This is a genomic window from Phenylobacterium sp., from assembly GCF_041691455.1.
Classification (GTDB): Bacteria; Pseudomonadota; Alphaproteobacteria; order Caulobacterales; family Caulobacteraceae; genus Phenylobacterium.
Genome location: NZ_JBEPUO010000031.1, coordinates 1 through 19,024 on the forward strand (window position 1 = coordinate 1; position 19,024 = coordinate 19,024).

General features: G+C 69.2%; 18 protein-coding genes. 8 read left to right on the forward strand and 10 right to left on the reverse strand.

Features of this window, described 5'->3' with window-relative positions; translation table 11 throughout:
• The first annotated feature begins 2 nt into the window (after positions 1 to 2).
• The 5 genes from ACESMY_RS20510 (at position 3) to ACESMY_RS20530 (ending at position 3,676) form a co-directional block, all read left to right on the forward strand.
• Positions 3 to 590: an aminodeoxychorismate/anthranilate synthase component II gene (locus ACESMY_RS20510; RefSeq protein WP_372786485.1), complete on the forward strand. Its 588-nt coding sequence runs from the start codon at positions 3 to 5 to the stop codon at positions 588 to 590.
• Positions 591 to 600: 10 nt separating this feature from the next.
• Positions 601 to 1,614 carry an anthranilate phosphoribosyltransferase gene (gene trpD, locus ACESMY_RS20515; RefSeq protein WP_372786486.1) on the forward strand — a complete coding sequence of 338 codons (1,014 nt, stop codon included), beginning with the start codon at positions 601 to 603 and terminating at the stop codon, positions 1,612 to 1,614.
• Positions 1,611 to 2,402: an indole-3-glycerol phosphate synthase TrpC gene (gene trpC / locus ACESMY_RS20520; protein ID WP_372786487.1), complete on the forward strand. Its 792-nt coding sequence runs from the start codon at positions 1,611 to 1,613 to the stop codon at positions 2,400 to 2,402. The genes trpD and trpC overlap by 4 nt, the downstream gene beginning before the upstream one ends.
• Before the next feature lie 146 nt (positions 2,403 to 2,548).
• Entirely contained in the window at positions 2,549 to 3,238 is a 690-nt protein-coding gene (lexA, locus tag ACESMY_RS20525) for a transcriptional repressor LexA (protein ID WP_372786488.1), read from the forward strand.
• Between the two features lie 132 nt (positions 3,239 to 3,370).
• Positions 3,371 to 3,676, forward strand: coding sequence for a hypothetical protein (locus tag ACESMY_RS20530; protein WP_372786489.1), 306 nt, complete (start codon positions 3,371 to 3,373; stop codon positions 3,674 to 3,676).
• A 48-nt stretch (positions 3,677 to 3,724) separates the two neighbouring features.
• Here ACESMY_RS20530 and ACESMY_RS20535 read toward each other — a convergent pair whose 3' ends face one another.
• Complete coding sequence (locus ACESMY_RS20535; RefSeq protein WP_372786490.1) at positions 3,725 to 4,006, reverse strand: hypothetical protein; 282 nt, start codon at positions 4,004 to 4,006, stop codon at positions 3,725 to 3,727.
• A complete protein-coding gene (locus ACESMY_RS20540) occupies positions 4,003 to 6,081 on the reverse strand; it encodes a ComEC/Rec2 family competence protein (protein ID WP_372786491.1) in 2,079 nt (692 codons plus the stop codon). Before ACESMY_RS20540 ends, ACESMY_RS20535 begins: the two co-directional genes overlap by 4 nt.
• Positions 6,082 to 6,196: 115 nt before the next feature.
• Between ACESMY_RS20540 and gltX the strand changes: the two genes are divergently transcribed.
• Both gltX and gltA read left to right on the forward strand, forming a co-directional pair.
• Entirely contained in the window at positions 6,197 to 7,603 is a 1,407-nt protein-coding gene (gene gltX / locus ACESMY_RS20545) for a glutamate--tRNA ligase (RefSeq protein WP_372786492.1), read from the forward strand.
• A 58-nt stretch (positions 7,604 to 7,661) separates the two neighbouring features.
• The gene (gltA, locus tag ACESMY_RS20550) at positions 7,662 to 8,942 is read left to right on the forward strand and encodes a citrate synthase (RefSeq protein ID WP_372786493.1); all 1,281 of its coding nucleotides are present in this window, start codon (positions 7,662 to 7,664) and stop codon (positions 8,940 to 8,942) included.
• Here the strand turns inward: gltA and ACESMY_RS20555 are convergent.
• Positions 8,939 to 9,766 carry a LytTR family DNA-binding domain-containing protein gene (locus tag ACESMY_RS20555; protein ID WP_372786494.1) on the reverse strand — a complete coding sequence of 276 codons (828 nt, stop codon included), beginning with the start codon at positions 9,764 to 9,766 and terminating at the stop codon, positions 8,939 to 8,941. The two genes, gltA and ACESMY_RS20555, sit on opposite strands and share 4 nt — an antisense overlap.
• 149 nt (positions 9,767 to 9,915) lie before the next feature.
• On the opposite strand from ACESMY_RS20555, the gene ACESMY_RS20560 reads away from it, so the two are divergent.
• Positions 9,916 to 11,478, forward strand: a complete 1,563-nt coding sequence (locus ACESMY_RS20560; protein ID WP_372786495.1) for a carboxylesterase/lipase family protein — start codon at positions 9,916 to 9,918, stop codon at positions 11,476 to 11,478.
• Here the strand turns inward: ACESMY_RS20560 and lpxB are convergent.
• Genes lpxB through bamA form a run of 7 tightly spaced genes read right to left on the reverse strand, consistent with a single transcriptional unit; the run spans position 11,475 to position 18,996 of the window.
• Complete coding sequence (lpxB, locus tag ACESMY_RS20565) at positions 11,475 to 12,644, reverse strand: lipid-A-disaccharide synthase (RefSeq protein WP_372786496.1); 1,170 nt, start codon at positions 12,642 to 12,644, stop codon at positions 11,475 to 11,477. The genes ACESMY_RS20560 and lpxB overlap by 4 nt on opposite strands.
• Positions 12,641 to 13,480 (reverse strand): LpxI family protein, encoded by an 840-nt coding sequence (locus ACESMY_RS20570; protein ID WP_372786497.1) that lies wholly within the window; start codon positions 13,478 to 13,480, stop codon positions 12,641 to 12,643. Before ACESMY_RS20570 ends, lpxB begins: the two co-directional genes overlap by 4 nt.
• Positions 13,481 to 14,278: an acyl-ACP--UDP-N-acetylglucosamine O-acyltransferase gene (gene lpxA / locus ACESMY_RS20575; protein ID WP_372786498.1), complete on the reverse strand. Its 798-nt coding sequence runs from the start codon at positions 14,276 to 14,278 to the stop codon at positions 13,481 to 13,483.
• A complete protein-coding gene (fabZ, locus tag ACESMY_RS20580) occupies positions 14,279 to 14,749 on the reverse strand; it encodes a 3-hydroxyacyl-ACP dehydratase FabZ (RefSeq protein ID WP_372786499.1) in 471 nt (156 codons plus the stop codon).
• Positions 14,746 to 15,759, reverse strand: coding sequence for a UDP-3-O-(3-hydroxymyristoyl)glucosamine N-acyltransferase (gene lpxD, locus ACESMY_RS20585; protein ID WP_372786500.1), 1,014 nt, complete (start codon positions 15,757 to 15,759; stop codon positions 14,746 to 14,748). The genes fabZ and lpxD overlap by 4 nt, the downstream gene beginning before the upstream one ends.
• Before the next feature lie 38 nt (positions 15,760 to 15,797).
• Complete coding sequence (locus tag ACESMY_RS20590) at positions 15,798 to 16,499, reverse strand: OmpH family outer membrane protein (protein ID WP_372786501.1); 702 nt, start codon at positions 16,497 to 16,499, stop codon at positions 15,798 to 15,800.
• A 7-nt stretch (positions 16,500 to 16,506) separates the two neighbouring features.
• Positions 16,507 to 18,996, reverse strand: a complete 2,490-nt coding sequence (gene bamA, locus ACESMY_RS20595) for an outer membrane protein assembly factor BamA (protein WP_372786502.1) — start codon at positions 18,994 to 18,996, stop codon at positions 16,507 to 16,509.
• Between the last annotated feature and the right edge of the window lie 28 nt (positions 18,997 to 19,024).

Sequence of the window (19,024 nt, forward strand, 5' to 3'; positions counted from 1 at the left end):
TGATCCTGGTGATCGATAACTACGACAGCTTCACCTACAACCTGGTTCATTACCTGAATGAGCTGGGCGCGGAGACGCATGTCGTGCGCAACGACGCCATCGGCGTGCGCGAGGCGCTGGGCCTGAAGCCCCAGGGGGTGTTGCTGTCGCCCGGACCCAAGACCCCGAACGAGGCCGGCATCTGCCTGGCGTTGCTCGAGGCCGCTCCGGCCGACCTGCCGATCTTCGGCGTCTGCCTTGGCCATCAGGCGATCGGCCAGGCCTATGGCGGCCAGGTGGTGCACGCCAAGGCGCTGATGCATGGCAAGACCAGCCAGATACATCACGACGGCAAGGGCGTGTTCGCCGGGCTGAAGAACCCCTTCACCGCCACGCGCTACCACAGCCTGTCGGTGGAGAAGGATATCCTGCCCGCCGACCTGGAGGTCACCGCCTGGACCGAGGACGGCGAGATCATGGGCGTGCAGCACAAGACCCGCCCGGTGCACGGCGTTCAGTTCCATCCGGAATCCATCGCCACGGAATGCGGCTATGACCTACTGGCCAACTTCCTCGAGATCGCCGGCGTGAGGCGCCTGGCGGAAGCCTGACCGCCCAGCCATGTCCGACGCCTTCAAGCCGCTGCTCAGCCGACTGGCCGATGGCGCGACCCTTTCCGATGATGCGGCCGGCGAGTTCTTCGCCGCCTGCCTGCGCGGCGAGCCGACGCCTGCCCAGGTGGGCGCGGCGCTCACCGCCATGCGCATGCGCGGGGAGACTCTGGGCGAGATCGTGGCCTGCGCGCGCGCCATGCGCCGGGCCGCCATCCAGGTCGAACCGCCCTACCCCACCATCGATGTCTGCGGCACCGGCGGCGACGGCCTGCATTCCCTGAACATCTCGACCGCCGTGGGCTTCGTGGCGGCCGGCGGCGGCCTGAAGGTCGCCAAGCACGGCAACCGGGCGCTCTCGTCGAAGTCCGGCACGGCCGATGTGCTGACCGAGCTCGGCGTCGACATCGCCATGCCCGTCGACCGCCAGCTGCAGGCGCTGGACGAGGCCGGCATCTGCTTCATGTTCGCCCCCGCCCACCACGGAGCCATGCGCCACGTCTCGCCGGTGCGCGCCGAGCTCGGCTTCCGGACCATCTTCAACCTGCTGGGGCCGCTAACCAATCCGGCCGGCGCCAAGCGGCAGGTGGTGGGGGTCTATGCCGAGCGCTGGGTGTCGCGCCTGGCCGAGGCGCTCGGGGAGTTGGGCGCCGAGCGGGCCTGGGTGGTGCATGGCGGCGGCCTCGACGAGATGACCACGACCGGCGAGACCAGCGTCGCGGAACTGCGCGACGGACAGGTGCGCCTCTTCACCGTGACGCCCGAGGCCGTGGGCCTGCCGCGCGCCGCCCTGGCCGACCTCACCGGCGGGACGCCGAAGGCCAATGCGAAGGCGCTGCGGGGACTGCTCGCCGGGGAGAAGGGCGCCTACCGCGACATCGTCCTCTTGAACTCGGCGGCGGCCTTCCTGGTGGGCGATAAGGTCGAGACCCTGCGCGAAGGCGTCGAACTGGCCGCGGCGGTGATCGACGACGGCCGCGCGCAGGCGGCGCTCGACAAGCTGAAGAGCCTTGGCGGGGCATGAGCGACATCCTCGACCGGATCGCGGCCTACAAGCGTGACGAGGTGACGGCCCGCAAGGCCGCCCGCCCGCTGGCCGAGGTCGAGGCCGCTGCGCGCGCCGCGCCCAAGCCCCGCGGCTTCCGCGCGGCGCTGGCGCGCGCCCACGGCCCGGGCCGCCTGGCCCTGATCGCCGAGATCAAGAAGGCCTCGCCGTCCAGGGGCCTCATCCGCGCCGACTTCGATCCTCCGGCCCTGGCCAAGGCCTACGAAGATGGCGGCGCGGCCTGCCTCTCGATTCTCACCGACGCGCCCAGTTTCCTGGGTGACGACAGCTACCTCGTCGCCGCCCGGGCCGCGACCCGCCTGCCCTGTCTGCGCAAGGAGTTCCTGGTCGACCCCTGGCAGGTCGCCGAGAGCCGCGCGCTCGGCGCCGACGCCATCCTGGTGATCCTGGCCATGGTCGACGATGCGCTCGCCGCCGACCTGATGGCGGCGGCCCGGGCGCATGGCATGGACGTGCTGGTCGAGACCCACGACGCCGCCGAGATGGCGCGCGCGGCGCGTCTGGGCGCCGATCTGGTCGGGGTGAACAACCGCGACCTGCGGACCTTCTCCGTCGATCTCGCGGTGACTGAACGGCTCGCCGCCGCGGCGCCTGCGGACGCGCTGCTGGTCACCGAGAGCGGCATCTTCACCCCCGCTGACGCCGCGCGGCTGGAGCGCTCCGGCGCGCGGGCCATGCTGGTCGGCGAAAGCCTGATGCGGCAGGCCGACGTCGCCTCGGCGACTCGCGCCCTGCTCGCCGCCTGAGTCGTTCCCCGACCGCAGCATCGGCGCGAATTTTCCATGACTTTTCAGCGACGCGGGTCGTAACTTGACATTAATTCGGAACACCTAGAGAACATTCACAACGTTTGCGCTTTGTTCTCCAGGCGCCCTACTTGAGGTCCGGTCCGATGCTCACCCGCAAGCAACACGAACTGCTCATGTTCATCCATGAACGGATCAAGGAAAGCGGCGTCTCGCCGTCGTTCGACGAGATGAAGGAGGCGCTGGACCTGGCGTCGAAGTCGGGGATCCACCGGCTGATCACCGCGCTCGAGGAACGCGGCTTCCTGCGCCGCCTGCCCCACCGGGCCCGGGCGCTGGAGGTGGTGAAGCTGCCGCAGCAAGCCACCATGGCCGCCCCGCCGAAGGGCCGCGCTCCATTCAAGCCACAGCTGGTGGATGGCGGCCCCGCCATGCCGGTCGCGGCCAACGACACCCGCGACCTTCCGATCCTCGGCCGCATCGCCGCCGGCACGCCGATCGAGGCGATCCAGCAGGAGCGCGACCGCATTCCGGTGCCGGAAAGCATGCTGGGGGCGGGCGAGCACTTCGTCCTGGAGATCCAGGGTGATTCGATGATCAACGCCGGCATCCTCGACGGGGATTTCGTGGTGATCCGTAGAGGCGACACCGCGACCTCCGGCGACATCGTAGTGGCCTTGGTGATGGGCGAGGAAGCCACGCTCAAGCGCTTGCGCCGCAAGGGGGCGTCCATCGCGCTCGAGGCCGCGAACCCGGCCTACGAAACCCGGATTTTCGGTCCGGATCAGGTGGCCGTGCAGGGCAAACTTGTGGGCCTGATCCGCCGCTACCATTAGGTCACAAAATCGTGCAACCTTGGCAATAGCTCCGCGTTTGCTCGCGGGGCTGGGGCGTTGCCGATTTCCGACAATCGCTCAAGCTGTCGAAGACTTCGCAGCCCTGCGAAGTCGATAGGGAGAGACACCAGAATGCGCATCCTCACTCTGGCGGCCGTGGCCGCCCTGAGCCTGACGGCCGCCGCTTGCAACAAGCCCGCTGAAAAGGCCGCTGACGACGCCGGGACCGCCAAGGCGGAATCCGCCGCGGCCAACTCGGCCGCGACGACCGCCAGCACCGACGCCGCCGCCGCCGCCGCGGCTCCGACCGCCGCCGCAGCAGCCCCCGCCGCCGCCGCCGCCGGCGACGCAGCCGCTTCGGCCGGCGAACATGCCGCCAAGGCCGGCGACGCCGCCAAGGACGCGGGCAAGGCCGCCGCCAAGGACGCCAAGAAGTAGGTTACGACCGGAGCCCCGGCTTCGCGGCCGGGGCTCTTCTCGCTGCGCCTATGCATCCGCGCAGTATTCGAATTCCACGAGATAGACGCGTCCGCCCGGCCCATGCTTGGCGACCTTCAGAAGATCGACCACGCCGAGGAAGCCCGAGCAGCGGGCGAGGTCCGGCGTGATGTCCGCCATTGAAATCTCCCGGATCGAGGTCACCTCGATCGCACCCGCGCCCAGGCGATAGCGGCCGCCGGGCTTGACGCGCGCGCTACGCCAGATCCTGACGCTGCAGGTGATCTCGCCTCGCATGATCGGTTCGCGAAGCCTTTTGGTGAACATCATCGGCTGTCGACGCCCCAGGTCCAGGGCCGGCGCCCCCGCAGATCCTGCGCCCAGATCACCCGCCAGCGGCCCGGTCCCTCGCGATAGAGTTCGGCGGCCCCGCCGCGCTGGAAATCGCGGCCGGTGAGCACCAGCGGCGCCGGGCAACTTTCCGGCGCGAAGTCGTTGCGCAGGATCACCACCTCGGCCGAGTTGCAAAGCTCGCCCAGCCGCCCGTCCTTCAGGGGCCGCCTGACGTTCCAGGCCGCCGCAATCCTGACCGGGGCGTTCGGCAAGGGGGCGCAGCTCCAGTGGTCGCAGGCGTAGGCGCTGTCCCGCGCCGCTTCTGTTTCCAGCGGCGTCAGGCCCCGCCGCCGGGCCCAGAGCTCAGCGCCGAACAGCTTCACGTCCGGGCGGAACAGCACGGCCGTCTTGGCTGAGTGGATGGCGACGGCCGATCCATCCGCGCTCGCCCAGGCGTCCGGCGTCGCGGGCTTGGGCGCCAGGTTGACCGCGAGCGCCAGCGGCAGGCCCAGCCAACGCAGCGATCCCTTCCAGAGACAGAGCCACAGGAGGCCCAGGAAGGCCGCCGGCAGGGTCCAGGCCGGCCCGCTGGCGACGATGATCAGGGCGTAGGGCGCGTTGGCCGCGATGTGGGCCACCCGGTTCAGCAGGTCGATGGCGAAACCCGCAACCTGCAGCGGCCAGTCGCCGAGCCCGAAGGGCGCCAGCACCGCGCCTACCGCCAGGCCCGGCATCATCAGGAAGCCGGAGATCGGCTCGGTGACCATGTTGGAGATCAGGCCCCAGGTGGACACCCGGTTGAAGTGCTGCATGGCGAAGGGCGCGGTCGCCGTGCCCGCGACGAAACTCGCCGCCGCGCCGGCGGCCGTCCAGGTCCAGAAGCCCTGCAGGATGCGGATCGGCCAGGGCGTGTTGATCTCCTTGACCGGCCTTGGCCAGACCTCGGCCAGGGCCACCAGCGCGGCGGTGGCGGCGAAGGACATCTGGAACCCAGGTTGGGTCACCGCCTCGGGCTGCAGCAACAGGACGCCCATGGCGGCCAGAGCGAGCGCGTGCAGGCTGATAGCCTGGCGGTCGACGAGGATGGCCCCGAAGGCCACCGCGGCGGTGACGGCCGAGCGCTCGGCGGGCGGCGGCGAGCCGGAGAGCACCAGGTAGACGGCCACGGCGGCCAGGGCCAAGCCTGCGGCGATCTTCTTGCCCGAGGCTCTAAGCGCCAGCCACGGCCAGGCGGCGATCCCGAACCGGACAATCGCGAACACGAAGCCCCCGACGATCGCCATATGCAGCCCGGAGATCGAGATGATGTGGGCCAGGCCCGCGGCGCGCAGGTCGTCGACCTCGGCCCGGGGGATGAAGGCGTCGTGGCCCGTGGTCATGGCGGCGGCCAAGCCGCCGGTGCGCAGGCCGAGGGTGTCGACGATCCGCCGGGTCAGCTCCCACCGGAGCGCATTGATCCGCATGGTGACCCGCAACCGCCAGGGCGCGGCGACCGGCGCCGCCCAGGTCTGCGCCGGGCCGAGCGCGAAGCCCACGCCGCCGACGCTCTGGAAGAACGAGTCGCGTGCGAAGTCATAGGACCCCGGGCTGGCCGGGGTCGGCGGGGCGTTGATCACCGCCAGCAGGCTGATCGGCTCGCCGGGCCCCGGCAGATAGCCGCCTCGCAGTGTGACGTGCACCCGGATCGGCGTCGCGGCGGCGGGCCAGTCGCCGATGCGCGCCGGGGCGATCATCAATCGCGGTCCGCCCTGCCCCGGGCTGATGACGTCGACCACCCAGCCGTCCAGCCGCTCGGGCCGGCTGTCCGTCGGGGCGATGGGCGCCTTGACGTGGTCGGAGCGGAGTTTCGCCATCGAAAAGCCGCCCAGCGCGCAGGCCACCAGCACCAGGGCCGCGGTCAGGGCGCGGGCCTGGCTCCAGCGGCTGGCGCCCAGAAGCAGCGCGCCTGCGACCGCGACGCCGGCCAGGCCGACCCAGGATTGCGGCTCGCGCAGCAGGGCGAAGTAGAGGGCCGCGCCCGACCCAAAGGCCACCGGCGTCCAGAGGGTCCAGCGTTCCGCCTGTCGGCCCACCTGTTCGCCCAGCCAGGGGATGGCGCGCGCGAGGCTGGGACGGGCGGGGACGCGCGTGCTAAGAGGCGCCGCCCGGGCGCGCGGCGCCCCAGCCTCTGCAGGTTCTCCTCCCTCGATGTCCGACCGACCCGTCGTCACCCGTATCGCCCCCTCGCCCACCGGCGCCATGCACATTGGCACGGCCCGCACTGCGCTTTTCAACTGGCTTTATGCACGCCACACCGGCGGCAAGTTCCTGCTGCGCATCGAGGACACCGACCGCGAGCGCTCGACTGAAGCCGCCGTCCAGGTGATTTTCGACGGCCTCGCCTGGCTGGGACTGGCGGCTGACGAGACCCCGGTCTTCCAGGCTAGCCGGGCCGATCGGCATGTGAAGGCCGTGGACGAGATGCTGGCGCGGGGTTCGGCCTACCGCGACTACATGACGCCCGACGAGCTGGAGGCCGAGCGCACCGCCGCCCGCGCCGAGGGCCGCGTGGTGCGCTCGCCCTGGCGGGATCTCTCGCCCAACGACGCCCCGGATCGGCCGTTCGTGGTTCGGCTGAAGGCGCCGACCGCGGGCGAAACCCTGATCGACGACCAGGTGAAGGGCCGCGTGACCTTCCAGAACAAGGACCTCGACGATCTCATCCTGCTGCGCACCGACCGCACGCCGACCTACAACCTGGCCGTCGTGGTCGACGACCACGAGATGGGCGTTACCCATGTCATCCGCGGCGACGACCATCTGAACAACGCCGCGCGCCAGACCCTGATCTACCAGGGCCTGGGCTGGACGCCGCCGGTCTGGGCGCACCTGCCGCTGATCCATGGTCCGGACGGCGCCAAGCTCTCCAAGCGCCACGGCGCCCAGGCGGTGAGCGAGTTCGCCGACATGGGCTACCTGCCCGAGGCCATGCGCAACTACCTGGCCAAGCTCGGCTGGGGGCACGGCGACGACGAGATTTTCACCGACGACCAGGCCGTCGGCTGGTTCGATATCAAGGACGTGGTCGGCGCCCCGGCCCGGCTGGATTGGGCCAAGCTCAATCACCTGAACAACCACTACATCCGCCTGGCCGAGCCGGCGCGGCTGGCGAAACTGGTGGCCGACATCCACAAGAGCCGCGACTGGCCGCTGCACGACGACCATCTGGCCGTCCTGGAGCATGTCATTCCCTATGTCCGGGACGGGGCCAAAACGACGCTCGAGCTAGCCGACGCCACCGTCTTCGCCCTCAAACGGCGTCCGCTGGAGCTACCGGAAAAGGCCCGCGACCTGCTCACCGAAGAGACCCGCGGCCGGCTGGGACGCCTGCGAGGGGCCCTGGCCGCGGCGCCGTCCTGGGACGTGCCGGCGCTGGAGGCGCTGAACCGCGGCTTTGCCGAAAGCGAGGGCGTCGGCCTCGGCAAGATCGGGCCCGCCCTGCGCGCCGTGCTGTCCGGCGGATCGCCGGCGCCGGACCTCGCGGGCGCCCTCGTTTCGTTAGGGAAACACGAAAGCCTGGGACGGCTCGACGACGCGCTTTCGCTTAACGGCTAACGCGCTATAAGCCGTTCGAACGCGCGTTTCATTCGACGGATTTCTCGGAGGCACAAGCATGGCCGACACGGCGAAAATCAGCATCGGCGGCAAGACCATCGATCTGCCGATCCTGAAGGGCACGACGGGCCCCGACGTGGTCGACATCCGCAAGTTCTACGCCGAGAGCGACGCCTTCACCTACGACCCCGGCTTCACCTCGACCGCCAGCTGCGAAAGCAAGATCACCTTCATCGACGGTGACGCCGGCATCCTGCTGCACCGCGGCTATCAGATCGGCGAGTTGGCCGAGAAATCGACCTTCCTCGACGTCTGCTTCCTCTTGCTGCACGGCGAGCTGCCGAACGCCGCGGAATACGCCGAGTTCGAGCACACGATCACCTATCACACCATGCTGCATGAGCAGTTCGACAGGTTTTTCCAGGGCTTCCGTCGGGATGCTCACCCGATGGCGATCATGACCGGGGCGGTCGGCGCCCTGTCCGCCTTCTATCACGACAGCACCGACATCAACGATCCCGAGCAGCGGATGATCTCGGCCCACCGGCTGATCGCCAAGATGCCGACGATCGCGGCGCGCGCCTTCAAGTACTTCACCGGCCAGCCCTTCGTGCATCCACGCAACGACCTCTCCTATGCGGAGAACTTCCTGCGCATGTGCTTCTCCGTGCCGGCGGAGGACTGGAAGCCCAACCCGGTCCTGACGCGCGCCATGGACCGCATCTTCATCCTGCACGCCGACCACGAACAGAACGCTTCAACCTCGACGGTGCGTCTGGCGGGCTCCTCGGGCGCCAACCCGTTCGCCTGCATCGCGGCCGGCATCGCCTGCCTCTGGGGTCCCGCGCACGGCGGGGCGAACGAAGAGGCTCTGAACATGCTCAAGGAGATCGGGACGGTCGATAAGATCCCCGAATATATCCAGGGCGTGAAGGACCGGCGCTACCGGCTGATGGGCTTCGGCCACCGCGTCTACAAGAACTACGACCCTCGCGCGACGGTGATGCAGAAGACCTGCCACGAGGTGCTGGCCGAGGTCGGCGACGCGGACGATCCGCTGCTGAAGGTCGCGCTGGAACTGGAGCGCATCGCGCTCTCGGACGAGTATTTCATCGAGCGCAAGCTCTACCCGAACGTCGACTTCTACTCGGGCATCACGCTGCGCGCCCTGGGCTTCCCGGCGGAGATGTTCACGGTGCTCTTCGCCGTCGCGCGGACCGTCGGCTGGATCAGCCAGTGGAAAGAGATGATCGAGGATCCGGCCTACAAGATCGGCCGTCCGCGCCAGCTCTACACGGGCGCCCTGCAGCGGCCCTATTTGGCGGTCGACAAGCGCTAGCCGACGCTTTCCAAGGCCTGATGTAACCGCGCGCGGCAGCTTCGGCTGACGCGCAGGCTTTCGCCGGTCGTCAGGCGCAGGAGCGCATCCCCGGCGGCGAGCGGCGTCACCGATTGCACGGCCTGGAGCGCCACAAAGGCTCGGCGATGGACGCGCACGAACCGGTCGGGATCAAGCTCGGTCTCCAGGCTTTTGGCGGTGCGGCGCAGCAGGGTGGCGCCGCTTGCGCCGTGCAACGCGAGGTAGTTGCCCTGGGTCTCGATCCAGCTCACCCCAGCTAGGTCGAGACGGCCGAAACGGCCGCGCTGGCGGATCGCCAGGTTCAAGCCGCGGCCCTCGACGATGTCCCCCCGAACGCCGCGCGCGGCGTGGGCCAACGCCGTCAAGCCGGCGATCCAGGCCGCGACCAACGCACCGTTGGCGACCAGCTGACCGGTGATGTCCCGGAGCAACGGAGGGTGCATCGCCTGGGGCAGGAGGCGAGCCAGCAGGCATGACGCCACGATCAACGCGCAGGTCATGGCGAGGTTGAAGGCCAGATGCTGGGCGGCGCGGGGCCAAACCACAGGCGCCACGATCGGCGCCCGCCGGGTGAGGGCCAGGATCGCGGGTGTCGCCGCGGCGCCGAGCAGGCTGGCCCCGAACAGGCGAAGGCCCTCATGCAGCCACCCCGCCGCGTCGGGGGGTGTCCCGCGCATCAGATTGTCCGGCTCAAGGACCAGGACAAAGCCCAGCCAGTAGAGGAAACCCAGGCCCACATCCCGCACACCCCGGCGGGTGGCGTAGCGGAGATCGAGGACGGCGGCGGTCGGTGTCGGGCGCATGGCCGGGAGTGTGCGAGCGCCCTCGCCCGCCGTCCATCGGGTGAATTGTGACGATGTGTTCATGGCGAGGGATGAGCCGCGGCGCCGGCGCCTGTCGCGGCGCGCCCCGCCTCGCCAGACTTAAGGGAGTCGACGGCGTGAGGTGAACGATGAAACGGCAAATAGCTGTGCTGGGTGCGATCCTGGCCTTGGTCCCTGTCGTGGCTTCGGCGGCGACGGTCCGCACCAACGCGGGTCGTCTGCACGGCTCGGACGCCGATGGGATCGGCGTCTACGAGGGTGTGCCTTACGCGGCGCCGCCGCTTGGGCCCCTGCGGTGGCGTGAACCGCAGCCGGTCCAGCCGTGGACGGGTGTCCGCGAGGCGACAGCCTTCGCCCCGGCCTGTGCGCAGCTGGGCGTCTCCATGCCGGGTGAGCCGGATCCGAAGACCGCCGAGGACTGCCTCTACCTGAATGTCTGGACGCCGGCGACGCGGCCGGCCGGCAAGTTGCCGGTGATGGTGTTCATCCATGGGGGTGGCTACACGAACGGCGCGACATCCCTGCCGCTCTATTGGGGCGACCGGCTCGCGAAACGCGGCGTGGTCGTCGTGACCCTCGCCTACCGGCTGGGCGTCCTGGGCTTTCTGGCCCATCCCGAACTCACCGCGGAGTCGCCGCATCACAGTTCGGGCAACTACGGCTTGATGGACCAGGTGGCGGCGCTGGCCTGGGTGAAGCGCAACATCGCGGCCTTCGGCGGCGATCCGCGACGGGTCACGATCTTCGGCCAGTCGGCCGGCGCCATGTCGGTCAGCATGTTGATGGCCTCGCCGCTGGCCAAGGGCCTGTTCCAGGGCGCGATCGGCGAGAGCGGCGGGCTGTTCGAGCCATTGCAGTTGGCGCCCAGCTACGCCCTGCCGGTCGCCGAGCGAGATGGCGTGGCCTACGCAAAATCCGTGGACGCAGCGTCCTTGGCCCAACTGCGCACGATCCCCGTGGATCGCCTTCTGCGGGGTGAGGCGAACATGGTCTCGCACCCGGTTGTCGAACCCTATGTCCTGCCGCTCTCGCCCTACGATGCCTTCGTCGCCGGTCGGCAGGCCCGCGTGCCGATCCTGGTGGGCTGGAACGCGGAGGAGGCTCGATCCCTCACCGACCTGCGCAAGGTCCGTGCGGCGACCTTCGGCGAGGACATTCAAAAGGCGTTCGGGTTCCAGCCCACGGCGTTGATCGACGCCTATCCGCATGCCGACGCCGCCCAGGCCGTCCAAGGCCGCGCCGATTTCGAACGCGACCTGCGTTTTGGCTGGGACAATTGGGCCTGGGCGCGGCTGCAGGCCCGCGCCGGACCGCCGGTCTACATCTACCGCTTCGAGCAGCGTCCGCCCTTTCCGGCCGGGTCCGTGCGCGCCAACTGGGGCGCGTCTCACTTCGCCGAGCTTTGGTACGTCTTTGACCATCTCGACCAGGAGAGCTGGGCCTGGACGACGGCCGACCGCAAGCTGGCCGACGCCATGGCCGGCTATTGGGTGGATTTCGCGCGTCGAGGTGATCCGAATGGCCCAGGACGGCCGCTCTGGCCCAGGTTCGCAGCGGCCGATGGCCAGGTTCAGCGGCTGAAGGATCCGATCGTCGCGGGGCCGCCGCCGGAGCTGGCGACACTCAGGGCTTTCGACGAGGTCTACGCCAAGCTGCGTGGCGCGCCATTCGGCGCCTCCAAGACGCCCTAGGCCGGCGCCGGGCCGACGATCTTCAGCACCGCCGCGGCGGCCGCTTCGGAGGGATCGGGACCGCCGCGGCCCATCCTGTCCAGCGCGGCGTATTGGGCCAGGACCTGGCGATGGCGCAGTTCGGCGTCGTCGAGGCGCAGCGCCACCTCATGGGCGAGTTTCGGCCCCGTGCATTCGGCCTGCACCAGTTCGGGCGCCACGAAGGCTTGGGCGGCGATGTTGAAGAGGGTGATGTACTTCGTGCGGATCAGCCGCTGCAGGATGGCGTAGGTCACCGGGCCCAGGCGGTAGCCAACCACCATGGCCACGCCGGCCAGGGCCAGCTCCGTGGTCACCGTGCCCGAACAGGCGAGCGCCACGGTGGCGGCCTTCATGGCGTCCAGCTTGCCCTGGTCACCCTCTATGACGTGGGCGCGATAGGGCCAGCCGGCGACGCGGGCCTTGACCATCTCGGCCACGGTGGGCGCTGCCGGGATCACCACGTGCAGGTCCGGACGATCGGCCTTCAGCCGGCGCACCGCGTTCTCGAAAGGGGGCAGGACCCGCTCGATCTCGCTGGGCCGGCTGCCAGGAAGGACCAGTAGGATCGGATCGGTCGGGCCGGCTCCGATGCGTGTGCGGAGCCGCTTAGGATCGGCCCCGGAAAAGTCCAGGCTGAGGGCGGAATTGCCGACGAAGGTCACCGGAAGGCCTTCAGCCTCAAACCAGGGCGCGTCGAAGGCGTGGATCGACAGCAGGTGGTCGACAGTTGCGGCGAGGGTCTTGGCCCGGCCCGGCCGCGTGGCCCAGACCTGAGGGCCCACGTACTTGATCAGCGGGAGGCCGGGGTCGAGCCTGCGCAGGCGCTGCGCCACGCGGAGCGTGAAGCCCCAGGAGTCGATCAGCACTGCCACGTCCGGCGCTTCGCGGTCCGCGAGCGCGACCGTATCGTTCACCCGCCGGATGATGCGCGGATAGGCCATCAGGCCTTCCAGCAGGCCCAGGATCGAGATGTCGGCGATGTCGAAGGGGCTCCGGACGCCCTCGGCGGCCATCCGCTCGCCGCCGACGCCCACGAAGCGGACACCGTCGCCGAGCCGCCGCTTCAAGGCCCGGGCGAGACCTGCGCCGCGATCGTCGCCCGAGGCCTCCGCCGCCACCAGCATGACGGTCAGCGACGCCGTCACGGGGCGTGGGGCTCCACCCCCAGGACGAAGATCCCGAGCTCGTCGGCGAGGGTGACGACGGCCTCGCGGTCCAACACCAGCAGCCGTCCGGTTTCGCCAACGATACCGGCCAGGCCGGCGCGGGCCACCGCTTCCACGGTGGCCGGGCCGATGGTCGGCAGGTCGACCCGCGTCTCCTGGGTCGGCTTCGGCGCCTTGGCGAGCACCCCCATCGGCGCATCGGGGCGGCCGCGCAGCGCCTCCGGCAGGTCGGCGACCCGGGCCAGCATGGCGTCGGTGCCTTCGGCGGCCTCCACGGCCAGGACAAGGCCGCGGCAAACCGCGACCGCCTGGCCCACATCCAGCCGGCCAAGCGCGCGCGCCACGTCGAGCGCCTGGTCGATGTCGGCCATGTGCGCGTCGGAGGGGCTGACCCGGCCCAGCACGCCGGCGCCGAGGCCGAGGTCGTCCATCACCTCGTGCGCGCCCTCGACGGCGAAGCCTTCCTTCTCGAACTCGCCCAACAGGAAGCGCAGCAGGGCGTCGTCGCCCTTGCGCGCCGCCGCGATCGCGCCCGGCAGGGCCGCGAGGCCGCGAAGGTCGGGCATCAAGGCGCTGAAATCGGGCCGCGCGACATTGCCCGCCAGGCAGATGGCGCGGCACCCGGCTCGCTTCAGGGCCTTGAAGCACTTGCCGAGCTCGGCGAGGCCGACTTCCGCGCCGGCATAGGGCTCAAGGCCGGCGCCTGCGAAGCCCTTCAGGCGGATCACGAAGAGCGGGCGGCCGGACCGCTGGCAATGCTCGGCGATCTCGACGGGCAGGCCCCCGCCCCCGGCGATCAGCCCGAGCTTCTGCATCTAGACCTCGCGTTCGGGCAGGCAGAGGGGGCGGCCGGCTTCCGCGCGGATGAAGTCGATGATCTCCATCACCGGGGCGCTGTGGCCGAAGGTGATGGCGGTGTCGTCGATGCGCTCCTGGAACGTGCCCTCTTCGGCGAACAGCAGCCGGTAGGCCGAGCGTAGCTCGCTGATCGTCTCGCGCCCGAAGTCGCGGCGCTTCAACCCCACGAGGTTCAAGCCCTCGAGGTGGGCGTGGTTGCCCCAGACCAGGCCGTAGGGGATCACGTCCTTGGTCACCGCGGCCAGGCCGCCGATGAAGGAATAGCGCCCGACGCGGCAGTACTGGTGCACCGCGGCCAGGCCGCTCACCATCACGAAGTCACCGATATCCACGTGGCCGCCGAGCGTGGCCGAGTGCGCGAGGATCACGTTGTCGCCGACCGTGCAGTCGTGGCCGACGTGGCTGGTGGCCATGAACATGCCGTCGTCGCCGACCCGGGTGACGGCGCCGCCCTGGGGCGTGCCGATGTGCATGGTGACGTGTTCCCAGATCAGGTTGCGGTCACCGACGATCAGTTCGGTGGGCTCGCCCTTGTAGCCGGTGTGGTGCGGCGGGCCCCCGAGGTTGGAGAAGTTGCGCACCGTGCAGTCCTCGCCGATGCGCGTGTGGCCTTCGATGACCACGTGCGAGAGGACCTGGCTGCGCGGACCGATGCGGACGTGCTCGCCGATGATCGAATAGGGTCCGACGCTGACGCCCTCGCCCAGCTCGGCGCCCGTGGCGACGATGGCGGTCGGGTGGATCTCGACGCTCACTCAGGTCTCCACAACCATGGCCGCGAACTCGGCCTCGGCGGCGACCTTGTCGTCGACCAGGGCCCGGCCCTTGAACTTGAAGATATCGCCGCGCGCGCGGAGGACCTCGACGGCCAGCCGGATCACCGCGCCGGGGCGCACGGGCGCACGGAAGCGACAATTGTCGAGCGACATGAAGAAGATCGCCTTGCCGCCGACGTCGACGTCCAGCGACTTCGACATCAGGACCGCGCCGGTCTGGGCGAGCGCCTCGACGATCAGCACGCCCGGCATGACCGGATAGCCGGGGAAGTGGCCCTGGAAGAAGGGTTCGTTGACGGTCACGCACTTGATGCCGACGATCGATTCGTGCGGCCGGTAGTCCTCGCAGCGATCGACAAGCAGGAAGGGATAGCGGTGCGGGATGCGCGCCAAGATCTCGGTGATGTCGATGTCGGTGGGCGTTTCGATCACCGGGGCCTTGCGGCTCATGCGTCCCCCTCTTTGCGGCCCGCGCGCCGGGTGACCCAGGCGACTTCCCGCATCCATTGCCGGATCGGCCTCGCGGGGAAACCACCCCAGGTCTCGCCCGCCGGAACATCCCGCATCACCCCAGCGGCCGCGCCGATCCGCGCGCCATCGCCGATCGTGACATGGTCGGCCACCCCGGCGCGACCTCCGAACTGGCCCCCGTCGCCGATCGTCACGCTGCCGGAAATCCCGGTGTGTGCGGCCATCACGCAGTTGCGCCCGACGCGGACGTTGTGGGCGATCTGCACCTGATTGTCGATCTTGGTGTTTTCGCCGAGCACGGTGTCTTCGAACGCCCCGCGGTCGACACAGCTGTTGGCCCCGATGCTGACCCCGTCCTGCAGGATCACCCGTCCGAGTTGCGGGATGTCGATCAGGCCCTTGGGCCCGGCTGTGGCGCCGAATCCTGGCTCGCCGATCACCGCGCCGGCCAGGATCCGCACCCGATCGCCGAGCAGGGCGAAACCGATGGTGACGTTGGCGGAGATCTCGCAATCCCGGCCGATGGCCACGCCCGGCCCGATCACCGTATTGGCGCCGATGCGGCTGCCGCGGCCGATTTGGGCCCCCGCCCCGATCACCACGCCGGGTCCCAAGACCACCTGGGGCTCGATCCTGGCGTCCGGCGACACCGCCACGCCGGTGGCGAGCCTGGGGCGATGCAGCCGATGGGCGGCGACCGCATAGGCGGCCTGCGGCGAGGCGGTGACCAGGGCCGCACAACCCGCGGGCAAGGCTTCGGCGTCGGCGGCGCTGACGAAGCAGGCGCCCGCCTTTGTCTCACGCGCCTGGGCGAGGAACTTGCGGTCGCTGACAAAGGTGATCGCGCCCGCATCGGCGCCCGCCATCACCGAGACCGCTCGCACCGAACGGCCGCCGGTTGCGGGATCGGCGAGGCTCGCCCCCGTCAGCTCCGCAAGATCGGAGAGCGTGACGGGGCCCAGGTCTTCGAAGAAGCGCGGATCGGGCATGGCTGCGTGCGGCGATCCGCTCCCCGGCGGTCTAGGTCCTACTTCTTCGCCGGCGCGGGACGCGGCGCGGTCGGCGCGGTGGCGCGCGGCGCGGATGGCGTCTGCACGATGGGCGGAGCGCCGCCGCCGGCGGGCGCGCCGGCCTGGTCGAGGTGCTCGCGGTCAAAGGCGAACTGGGTGACCTTGCCGTTCAGCGCGGTGATCACCTGCGGGGTGATGTCCATCGCCGGATTGGCGATCACCACGGCGGTCCGCTGGAACAGGACCGAGCAGGCGCGCTGCTGGTAGACCTGACGGATCAGCGGCTCCATTTCCTGGCCGACGCGGCCCACGGCCTTCTGTTCGGTGGCGGAGACTTCGCGGTCGCGAAGCTGGGCCTTGCGTTGCAGGGCGTTGGCGCGAACCTGGATCGCGGCGGCCTGCTGCTCGAAGCTCGACTGGTCGAGGGTGGCGCGACGCGCGTCGAGGTTCTTGGCGTCATTGTCGAGGGCGGTCTTTTCGCCGTTCAGCTCGGCGTTCACCTGGCCGACGATCTGCTGCATGCGCGTTTCGACATAGTGGCCGACGGTGGACCCACCGATGGCGTTCTCCAGCGACATGATGCAGACGCCGGCGATGGGCGGTCCATGGGTCACTGCCGGCGCGGCGGGTGCGGCGGCGGCCTGCGCGAAGGCGCTGGAGCCCGCGGTCAGGGCGACGGCAGCGGCCGCGAGGCCGGCGACGATGGATTTGGAGGTCATGCTATTCCTAGAACCTTGTGTTGGTTGAGAACCGGAAGGTTTCCGTTCTGTCGTAGCTTTCCTTGAGCAGGATCTGGCTGAAGTCGAAGCGGATCGGACCCATCGGCGATTTCCAGAAGATGCTCAAGCCGGCCGATGCGCGCAGGCCGAGGTCGTCCTTGATGAGCGGGTCGTCGCCGGCCAGGCCCGTCGTGGTGTCGATCTTCTTCTTATCGAACTTGTCGAGCAGGCCGAGCGTGCCGAAGTCGGAGAACACCGCGGCCTTGATGCCATACTGTTCGGGCAGGAAGGTCGGCACCGTCAGCTCGACCGAGCCGATCGCATAGGCCTTGCCGCCCAGGGCGTCGCTGGCCCCGTTCGAAGCGAAGTTCAGGTCGCGCGGGCCGATGCCGGCGGTTTCGAAGCCGCGGAAGCTGTTGCCGCCTTTGTAGAAGCGGTCGTTGATCCGGATGTGATCGCCGCCCCAGCCCTCGACGATGCCGCCGGTGCCGGTGAGGCTGAGGATGAAGCTCTTGTTGAAGCCGTGATAGAAGCCGCTGTCGACCTCGGTGCGGACGTACTTCACGTCACCGCCCAGACCCGCGAAGTCCTGGTTCATTTCGACGTACCAGCCACGGGTCGGGTTGATGGCGTCGTTCCGCCGGTCGAGGCGATATCCGTAGCCCACCAGCGAGGTCAGGAACGAGCCGCGCTGATCGCAGAGCGAGGGTGAAACCAGCAGGTTCGCCGGATCGCAGAACGACGGGTCGATCTGCACATCGTCGGTGCGCAGGGTGTAGCGGACCGTGCCGCGCGAGTTGAGGCTCAGCGGGAAGTTCAGCCGCACGCCGGCGCCCAGCGTGGTGGTCTTGTAGGCCGAGAACTGGGTCAGGTCGTACTTGTAGTAGTAGGCGTCGAAGCCCGCCGCGAGGTCGCGGCCCAGGAAGCGCGGCTCGGTGAACGAGAAGTCGATCTGCTGGCGGATCGAGCCCAGCGATATCCGCGCGCGGACGTTCTCACCACGACCCCGGAAGTTGCGTTCCGTGACGCCCAGATCGACCACCAGCTGGTCGACTGAGGAGTAGCCGGCGCTGAACGAAAGCTCGCCCGTGGGCTGCTCTTCGACCTTGACCTGCAGGCCCGTGCGGTCCGGCGCGGCGCCGGGGATCTCGGTGATGTCGACGTCCTTGAAGAAGCCGAGCGCGCGGATCTGGTTCTTGGAACGGTCGACCAGAACGCGGTTATAGGCGTCGCCCTCGGAGACGTTCATCTCCCGGCGGATCACATAGTCGAGCGTGCGGGTGTTGCCGACGATGTCGATGCGGTCGACGTAGACCCGCGGCCCTTCCTTGACGTCGAAGTTCACGTCGACCGTGCCCTTGGCCCGGTCGGGCACATAGCGTGGCCGCACGTCAACGAAGGCGAAGCCCGCGGCGCCGGCGGCGAAGGTCAGCGCGTCGGTCGCCTGCTCGATCTTCTCGTCCTGATAGATGTCGCCACGCCGGAACGGCACGAGGGCCTGCAGGACGTTCTTGTCGAGCTTCTTGAGGTCGGTCTCGACGGTGATCTTGCCGAACTTGTACTCCGGCCCCTCGTCGACCGTGTAGGTGACCACGAAACCGTTCTTGTCCGGCGACAGCTCCGCCACGGCCGAGCTCACGCGGAAGTCGTAGAAGCCGCGGTTGCGGTAATATTTCCGCAGCTGCTCCTTGTCGTACTCCAGCCGATCGGGGTCGTAGTTGGCGTTGGTCGAGAAGAATTTGTACCAGTGCGACTGCTCGGTCACGACGACGTCGCGCAGGTTGTCGTCCGAGAACGCCTTGTTGCCGATGAAGTTGACGCGCAGGACGCCGCTCTTGGGCCCCTCGTCGATCTTGAAGATCAGGTCGACACGCTTTTGCGGCAGCTCGATGATCTGTGGCGTCACGGTCGCCGAAATGCGGCCTGAGCGACGGTAGAGCTCGACGATCCGGCCGACGTCCTGTTGCGCCTTGGCGCGGGTGAAGATGCCGCGCGGACGCACGGTCACCTCGTCGCGCAGCTTGTCTTCCTTGATCCCCGAATTGCCCTCGAACAGCACGCGGTTGATGATCGGGTTTTCGACGACCGTGATGGTCAGGTCGCCGTTGTTGAGCTCCATCTTCACGTCGGAGAACAGGTCCGTTCGGAAGAGCGCTTTCAGGGCCGCGTCCTGCTTGGCCGAGTCGATGGTCTCGCCCACCGAGATCGGCAGGTAGGAGATCACCGTGGCCGGTTCGATCCGCTCGTTCCCGCGCACCACGATCCGTTGCACGACCCCGGTCTGGATCACGACGGACGGCGGCGCCGGGGCCGGGGTGGGCGCCGTGGCCACCGGAGCTCCGGGCGCAGCCGGATTCGGCTCAGCGGGAGCCGTCGCCGCGGGCGCGGGCGGAGGGGTCTGAGCGAACGCCAGGCGGGGCGTCGCTAGCGCGGTTGTGGCCAGAAGACCGGCAATACCGGAAACTAGCGCAGCGCTGCGGGCGCGGTGTCTATGCATCGAATCAGCCGTTTAGGAAAAGTCGGGG

Coding starts and splice junctions, on each gene's coding strand:
- trpD (WP_372786486.1), top strand. CDS start 601: ATGTCCGACGCCTTCAAGCCGCTGCTCAGCCGACTGGCCGATGGCGCG.
- trpC (WP_372786487.1), top strand. CDS start 1,611: ATGAGCGACATCCTCGACCGGATCGCGGCCTACAAGCGTGACGAGGTG.
- lexA (WP_372786488.1), top strand. CDS start 2,549: ATGCTCACCCGCAAGCAACACGAACTGCTCATGTTCATCCATGAACGG.
- ACESMY_RS20530 (WP_372786489.1), top strand. CDS start 3,371: ATGCGCATCCTCACTCTGGCGGCCGTGGCCGCCCTGAGCCTGACGGCC.
- ACESMY_RS20535 (WP_372786490.1), bottom strand. CDS start 4,006: ATGATGTTCACCAAAAGGCTTCGCGAACCGATCATGCGAGGCGAGATC.
- gltX (WP_372786492.1), top strand. CDS start 6,197: ATGTCCGACCGACCCGTCGTCACCCGTATCGCCCCCTCGCCCACCGGC.
- gltA (WP_372786493.1), top strand. CDS start 7,662: ATGGCCGACACGGCGAAAATCAGCATCGGCGGCAAGACCATCGATCTG.
- ACESMY_RS20555 (WP_372786494.1), bottom strand. CDS start 9,766: ATGCGCCCGACACCGACCGCCGCCGTCCTCGATCTCCGCTACGCCACC.
- ACESMY_RS20560 (WP_372786495.1), top strand. CDS start 9,916: ATGAAACGGCAAATAGCTGTGCTGGGTGCGATCCTGGCCTTGGTCCCT.
- ACESMY_RS20570 (WP_372786497.1), bottom strand. CDS start 13,480: ATGCAGAAGCTCGGGCTGATCGCCGGGGGCGGGGGCCTGCCCGTCGAG.
- fabZ (WP_372786499.1), bottom strand. CDS start 14,749: ATGAGCCGCAAGGCCCCGGTGATCGAAACGCCCACCGACATCGACATC.
- lpxD (WP_372786500.1), bottom strand. CDS start 15,759: ATGCCCGATCCGCGCTTCTTCGAAGACCTGGGCCCCGTCACGCTCTCC.
- ACESMY_RS20590 (WP_372786501.1), bottom strand. CDS start 16,499: ATGACCTCCAAATCCATCGTCGCCGGCCTCGCGGCCGCTGCCGTCGCC.
- bamA (WP_372786502.1), bottom strand. CDS start 18,996: ATGCATAGACACCGCGCCCGCAGCGCTGCGCTAGTTTCCGGTATTGCC.